This is a genomic window from Flavobacterium sp. CFBP9031 (genome assembly GCF_034044945.1).
In the GTDB taxonomy this organism is placed as follows: Bacteria; Bacteroidota; Bacteroidia; order Flavobacteriales; family Flavobacteriaceae; genus Flavobacterium.
Map to the genome: position 1 here is coordinate 1 of NZ_JAXCWF010000025.1, position 6,405 is coordinate 6,405.

The following is a 6,405-nucleotide window of genomic DNA, read 5'->3' on the forward strand; positions in this document are numbered from 1 at the left end:
CATCTGTACCTGTATACCGCTAAGTCCGTCAGGATCTGCGTTGGCGGTTACAATGGCCGTCTGGCTTTTGCAGAATGGCACTAAATCTGGAACCCGATAGCGCGGATTTGCAATCCGTGCCCACAACAATAAGACACAACACAAATTACAAGACAAAAGCCACTAAGAATCATGTCGTTTCTGTCTTTATTTAAAATTGAAAACCAATCTTTGCGGGCACGGATTGCAAATCCGCGCTATCGGGCGGGTTAATTTCATTTTACAATTAAGCATTTCAAAAGTTATTTATAGGAATCATTAAAATCCCATTTGCTATTAGGATAAATTCTAATGCTGTCAACCTCCAGTTTTTGATTGTTTAATAAAACTTTCAAACTTCTGTTGTCTTCAGCAATTTTTATCTGAATTTCATTATTTCCTGAGAGTCCTTTAAAACGGCTGAAAATTTCATTTTGATTAAAGAAAATCCTTCCTTCAAATTTTTGTCCTATTCCTGTTTCCCAGAAAAACTGAAAAACATTTGGCAGTGCCCTGTCTCTTATTTTATTTTCTAGCAGCCATGGACGCATCATTTGGTCTTTTTCTCCATTGTAATACTCTGTATTTATTGTGAATAATCTGAAATTGGGATTCTCAGAGGTAAATACGGGTTTCCAATTGTATCGTAGACGGAACATATCCCAAATCTTACAATTGGCATCTGGAACAGAAAATTCTTTTGCCAACTCATCAAAGCGGGCAGGTGAAAAACGCCAGATATCTAAATATCTTTTCTTTGCAGATTCCAATTCTTTTGTGTCAGTTATTACTTTAGCCTGATATCTGCCAATTTCTATCACCGTTAAACCATAATTTACCCAAACCACTACCATGCCTTTTGGCGCAAAACCAAAAATAAGGCTGGAAATTCTATCATAGGATTTGTAAGTTTCATCAGCATCGCCCAATAAATCAGGATCACCTTCATATTTATATTCCTCGATTGTTTTATTTTTTGCTTCACAATAAGCATAATTGCGCTTTACCAAATCTTTCATCCGCTCTACAGGAAGATCAATTTTTAACCTGTAAAAGACATTATCATAACCAGCATAATAGGTTAGGTCTACCCCTACGGGTGTACCATGCTGTTCCGTCCACATTTTGCCTGATCGGCCCCATGTACCTGAGGAACCTCCATAAGGCATGCCTGCACGAATGCCTTCGAGGGTAAAAATTTCGTCTTTTACCATGTCAATTCTATACTTATTTGCAGGATGGCACATTTCGGCATGCCACTCGGGTATTTTTTCATTTTTCATTTGACAGCTGTTTATCTGTATGCCTATAAAAAAGCATACTATTATTTTTATATAGGTTTTAGCCATTGTGTATTTCTCTTTTTCTATATCGGCCTTCATAGGCGCCGTCTTTGGCAGGTGCCTGACTCTCGCGAGAACCAAGCCCCAGTTCGTTAGCTTTTACAGACCAGTGCAGATACTGGTTTCTTAATTTTTTTAATACTTCTTCGTCAATATAATTCAGGTAAGATTTTCGTTTGAGTTTCGATAAATATTCTTCATTTATAGAATTTTTATCGTACAGATCGCCATTATACATTTCGACATAGCTATTCCGCAAATCGTTACAGGTGTTTACATAATTATTTAAACTGTTGCTGACTGATTTTATAAAATCCGATAGCGCGGATTTGCAATCCGTGCCCGCAACAATAAGACATAATATAAATTATCAAAACAGAAGCTACAAAGAATCATATAGTTTTTGTTTTTATTCAAAATAGAAAACCAATCTTTGCGGGTATGGATTGCAAATCCGCGCTATCGGGTTGATTGCCGTTAATATACACCAGATAGCGCGGATTTGCAATCCGTGCCCGCAACAATAAGACACAAGACAAATTATCAAGACAAAAGCTAAAAAGAATCATGTAGCTTTTGTTTTTTATATAAAATAGAAAAATAATCTTTGCGGGCACGGATTACAAATCCGCGCTATCGGGCGGGTTTTTGTTGCTTGAGCAAAACAAACTACATCTGATTCTTCAAATCATTGCTTTTATCTAATGTGAACAATCGCAAAAGTGCCTTTTCGAGTTTTATTTCTTTTTTGTCATTTTTTAGGGTTACGATAAAATTTTTAAAATCATCATCGACCGTTATAAAAATGGTTATGACGGCTTTCGGGCTTGCTTCTTCCAGCTTTTTGAATGCCTCAATAGTTTCTTGCTCATCGAGTGTTTCCAGCCTGATAAGGTAATTTCTGTGATTTTGGGCAGTGACATACATTCCCATATAACTCGGAACTACTTTACTACTAGGCTCCAGTATAATTTTATTGAAATTCTCTTGGGTTTCATGAGGTCGGAGATAACCTAATTTTTCACTATTAAAGAATTCCATATCTAGACAATACATTTCCAATGGTTTATTAAACTCCACTTTCCAATTGTAGCGCAGCCTGTAATCGTCCCATTGCTTACAGCTTATTTTTCCCTTTCTTATTATTTCCTTTACCTCAGGAGTTAATCTTTCAAATTCTGATTTATCAATAGTTTCTGGCATGTCGCCACTTGATTTAAAATGCCTTTTAAATACTTCATTAGCTTCTTTTCTATCCAATTCCCTAGCTTGGTACCTCCCTATCTCCACCTTGTTCTGTCCATCGACCCAAACCACTACCATTCCCTTTGGTGCAAGCCCTGCCGTGAGAGAACTGTAGGTTTCCCAATGCAAGGTTTCCTTACCGTCATCACTATCACTTGGAATGCCATATCTCATATATCCCTCTTTAAATAAATTGTAGATTTTTTGCTGTGGCAAAGCAAATTCTCCCGCGTAAATTTTGTTTTCTGTTTCCGAAAACCATGTGATACTTAAATGGTCTGGAGCGGGTTTGGGCTCGCTCGCCCAGCTGCGGGCAGAACCTGTCCAATTTGATCCTCCAGTATAACTCATATTAGGAATCAGGGTTATGTATTTGCCTCCGCTGGAATAAAATACATTAGGAGACAAAACTGTTGCAGGATATCCTTTTGGAGTGCAAACCATTCCATCCCATTCAATTTTTTCTTCATTCATGTTTTCTTCAATTATGTTTTCCTTCTTATGGCATGCACTAAATTGCGTAATTAGGATAAGTGTTATTAGTATAATTATTTTTTGCTTCATTTGCTTGGCGTTAATGCGTTGTCTTCAATAATATTGCGTCTCATTGTGCCAGGCCCATCAGGTCTGTTTGTTTCCATACCCATGGAGTCATCATTTGCCGAAATGTGCAAATAACGATTACGAATATGTTTTAGCTCATGAATATTATTTAATTTAACCTTTAAAGATACCGCTCCCTCCTTTTCGATAGCTAAATTCAAAAGCTTGTTTTTAACATTCTCCAATTCAGCGATTACTTTAAAGTCCCTATTTCGTTTATTATCATCAAATCCTTCAAATTTTACACCGTTTTTTTTAGCAAAATACATCATGATAGCCAATGGGACAAATTGATAAGAGTTTTCAAGTTCCCTTGTTCCTGTGTAAGTTTGTCCCGTTGTTATTACTTGTTTTTCATTATACCAGCCTTCATTAATCCATTCCTGTTTTCTCGCAAGCCACGGACGTATAACTCTTTTCTCTACATGTTTGTACTCTTCATACCCACCGCCTACATCAGAGTGCGCACCAGGTATTTGAAGTTCGAAACCCACCCCTGCAGCAATAGAACTGGCAATGGTAGTAAGCGAAAAGTTTTCTCGGTATTCATTTTCTGCTGTAAGGTGTATCACTTTCTTAACCATACCATCTAGCCTCAATCCTAATTCTTTGACATCATTGTTGAAATTATAAGTGGCTGCCGCGCCTAACTTACCCAAGTGGCCTTCGGGCTCATAGGAAGATACCGTATCAAACAAACCGGCAAAAGCATACGTTATCTCGGCTTTTGGGTAACTTTCTTTAAACCCCGCTTTGGTAGTAGTAAGAAAGCTTCTCGCTGCAGCTGCCCCACGGCTGAAACCAAAAACAGTTATGGTCAGCTCTTTTACATATTCTTCATCTTTTTTATAAACCCCATTAATTTTTTCCTTAATTTTTGTAAAGCCTTTTTTTACTTTTTTAGGAATACCCGTATCACCAGAGCCAAAGGCAAAACCCATGGCATCTCCTTTCTGGTCATCCTCAGTACCTTCACCTTCAATATAATCTACTAATATCTTTTTTTCTTTGTCTTCAATTGCCATGTAAGACAAAGCAGCAACGTTAGAGTAGCCGTTTTCGTAACTGCTTTCTTCCTCATAATTTTTTTTATAAATTACTTTACTTTCTTTACTGGTTTTGCTATCGCTGTCTTTGTCTAATCGCCTAGAGGTATTGTTTCTATTGTTTTTGGTTCCATCAAAAAATACTATTGCGGTTACTTTTACTCCTTTTAGGTTTTCAATCGTTTCATAAGTTGTAGGATCTCCGTGTGAAACTCCCTTCTCTTTGCCTATTTGCATTACCTTTTGGGCATGATTTTCAATACCTTCTTTGGCATAGTTAATGTTATTTCCTCCCGTAAACTCTAGAATATCTCCTTCTACTATGGTTGTTTTGCTCATAATTAATCAATTTACTGTTTGTGATTTTTTGTTAAGATCGATTATTTTTGATTTTTCAAATCATTGCTTTTATCCAAAGTAAACAATCGCAAAAGCGCTTTTTCGAGTTTGATTTCTTTCTTATCGTTTTTTAAGGTTACTGTAAAGCTTTTAAAATCATCATCGACCGTTATAAAAATGGTTATGACCGCTTTAGGGCTTGCCTCTTCCAGCTTTTTAAATGCCTCAATAGTTTCCTGCTCATCGAGTGTTTCCAGCCTGATAAGGTAATTTCTGTGATTTTGGGCAGTTAAATACATTCCCAATTTATTTGGAACTATTTTGTCGCTAGGTTCAAGTATGGTTTTATTGAACTCTTCCTCACTCATTTTTGGAGCTAAACATCTGGTATATTCGCTATTAAAAAAACCAATATAATGATGATACATTTCCAATGGTTTATTAAACTCCACTTTCCAATTATAGCGTAGCCTATAATCGTCCCATTGCTTACAGCTTATTTTTCCTTGTTTTATTATTTCCTTTACTTCAGGAGTCAATCTGTCAAATTCCGATTTATCAATGGTTTCTGGCATATCGCCACTTGATTTAAAATGCCTTTTAAATACTTCATTAGCTTCTTTTCTGTCCAATTCCCTAGCTTGATACCTCCCAATCTCCACCTTGTTTTGTCCATTGATCCAAACCACCACCATACCTTTTGGTGCGAGCCCTACCGTGAGAGAACTGTAAGTTTCCCAATGCAAAGTTTCTTTACCGTCATCACTATCATTTGGAATGCCATAGTCCATATACCCTTCCTTAAATAAATTGTAGATTTTTTGCTGTGGCAAAGCAAATTCTCCCGCGTAAATTTTGTTTTCTGTTTCCGAAAACCATGTAATACTCAAATGATCGGGTGCAGGTTTTGGTTCACTCGCCCAGCTGCGGGCAGAACCTGTCCAATCTGATCCTCCAGTATAACTCATATTAGGAATAAGGGTTATGTATTTGCCTCCACTTGAATAAAATACATTGGGAGACAAAACCGTTGCAGGATATCCTTTTGGGGTGCATACCATTCCGTCCCATTCAATTTTTTCTTCGTTCATGTTTTCTTTTTTTTTATCGCTCTTCAAATCTTTCATTTGGCAGGCACTTAATTGAGCAATAAGCATACAAATTACTGCTGTAATGATTTTATATTTCATCGTATGGTCTTTATGTATTATCTAAGTTTTTTTCAAAATATTTATATTTTGCCCATAACTAAAACATGCTAGTACTCTCTGCTGAATTGTTTTTTATTTCTTTCTCGGAGTGCTGCTCATGAGTTCCTTGACTTTGAGCTACTATTTTTCCATTAGATACTCTAGTTCTGTCCTTTTCTGTACGAGATTCTTTGTTTCCCTTTATATATTCAGACATCTTGCCTATCACATTAATCAAATAATCAGTACCGACAGCTATACCATAAAATAATCCAGTTGTTGTTTCTTTATATCCAATTGCAGTTTCGGTTATATTTTGTCCTGCACTTGTTGATATATCTCTTCCTGCATTTAATATTATATCTTCTCCTGCATTTATTGTTAAATTCTTAGGTGCATCAATGGTAGTGTTTCCGTTTCCATCCATAAAATACTTATTACCGCTTGGGTCTTCAAGTGAAGCACTTCCATCGGCATCATTCATAATGGCTGTAATTCCAGAACGGGTTCGCATTACTTTCAAATCATTATTAGGCGTACTATAACCACTTTTTTCCTTTCTGCTGGTCATGGTTCCCAGTACAATCGGCAATTCGGCATTATTGCCCTGAAAGTCTACAA

General features: G+C 36.7%; 5 protein-coding genes and 1 pseudogene. All 6 read right to left on the bottom strand.

The window, feature by feature from the left end:
* Positions 1-281: 281 nt before the first annotated feature.
* Positions 282-1,301 carry a DUF2931 family protein gene (locus SOM12_RS24015; RefSeq protein ID WP_320495876.1) on the bottom strand — a complete coding sequence of 340 codons (1,020 nt, stop codon included), beginning with the start codon at positions 1,299-1,301 and terminating at the stop codon, positions 282-284.
* A 58-nt stretch (positions 1,302-1,359) separates the two neighbouring features.
* The gene (locus SOM12_RS24020; protein WP_320495877.1) at positions 1,360-1,620 is read right to left on the bottom strand and encodes a hypothetical protein; all 261 of its coding nucleotides are present in this window, start codon (positions 1,618-1,620) and stop codon (positions 1,360-1,362) included.
* A gap of 410 nt (positions 1,621-2,030) precedes the next feature.
* Positions 2,031-3,170, bottom strand: coding sequence for a DUF2931 family protein (locus SOM12_RS24025; protein ID WP_320495878.1), 1,140 nt, complete (start codon positions 3,168-3,170; stop codon positions 2,031-2,033).
* Complete coding sequence (locus tag SOM12_RS24030) at positions 3,167-4,594, bottom strand: phospholipase effector Tle1 domain-containing protein (RefSeq protein WP_320495879.1); 1,428 nt, start codon at positions 4,592-4,594, stop codon at positions 3,167-3,169. Before SOM12_RS24030 ends, SOM12_RS24025 begins: the two co-directional genes overlap by 4 nt.
* Before the next feature lie 41 nt (positions 4,595-4,635).
* On the bottom strand, positions 4,636-5,784 hold the full coding sequence (locus SOM12_RS24035; RefSeq protein ID WP_320495880.1) for a DUF2931 family protein: 1,149 nt from the start codon (positions 5,782-5,784) through the stop codon (positions 4,636-4,638).
* 58 nt (positions 5,785-5,842) lie between these two features.
* Positions 5,843-6,405, bottom strand: a pseudogene (locus SOM12_RS24040) (type IV secretion protein Rhs); the annotation flags it as partial.

Excerpts from the sequence above, each read along its gene's own strand:
- SOM12_RS24035 (WP_320495880.1), bottom strand. The coding sequence starts at position 5,784 with ATGAAATATAAAATCATTACAGCAGTAATTTGTATGCTTATTGCTCAA.
- SOM12_RS24015 (WP_320495876.1), bottom strand. The coding sequence starts at position 1,301 with ATGAAAAATGAAAAAATACCCGAGTGGCATGCCGAAATGTGCCATCCT.
- SOM12_RS24025 (WP_320495878.1), bottom strand. The coding sequence starts at position 3,170 with ATGAAGCAAAAAATAATTATACTAATAACACTTATCCTAATTACGCAA.
- SOM12_RS24030 (WP_320495879.1), bottom strand. The coding sequence starts at position 4,594 with ATGAGCAAAACAACCATAGTAGAAGGAGATATTCTAGAGTTTACGGGA.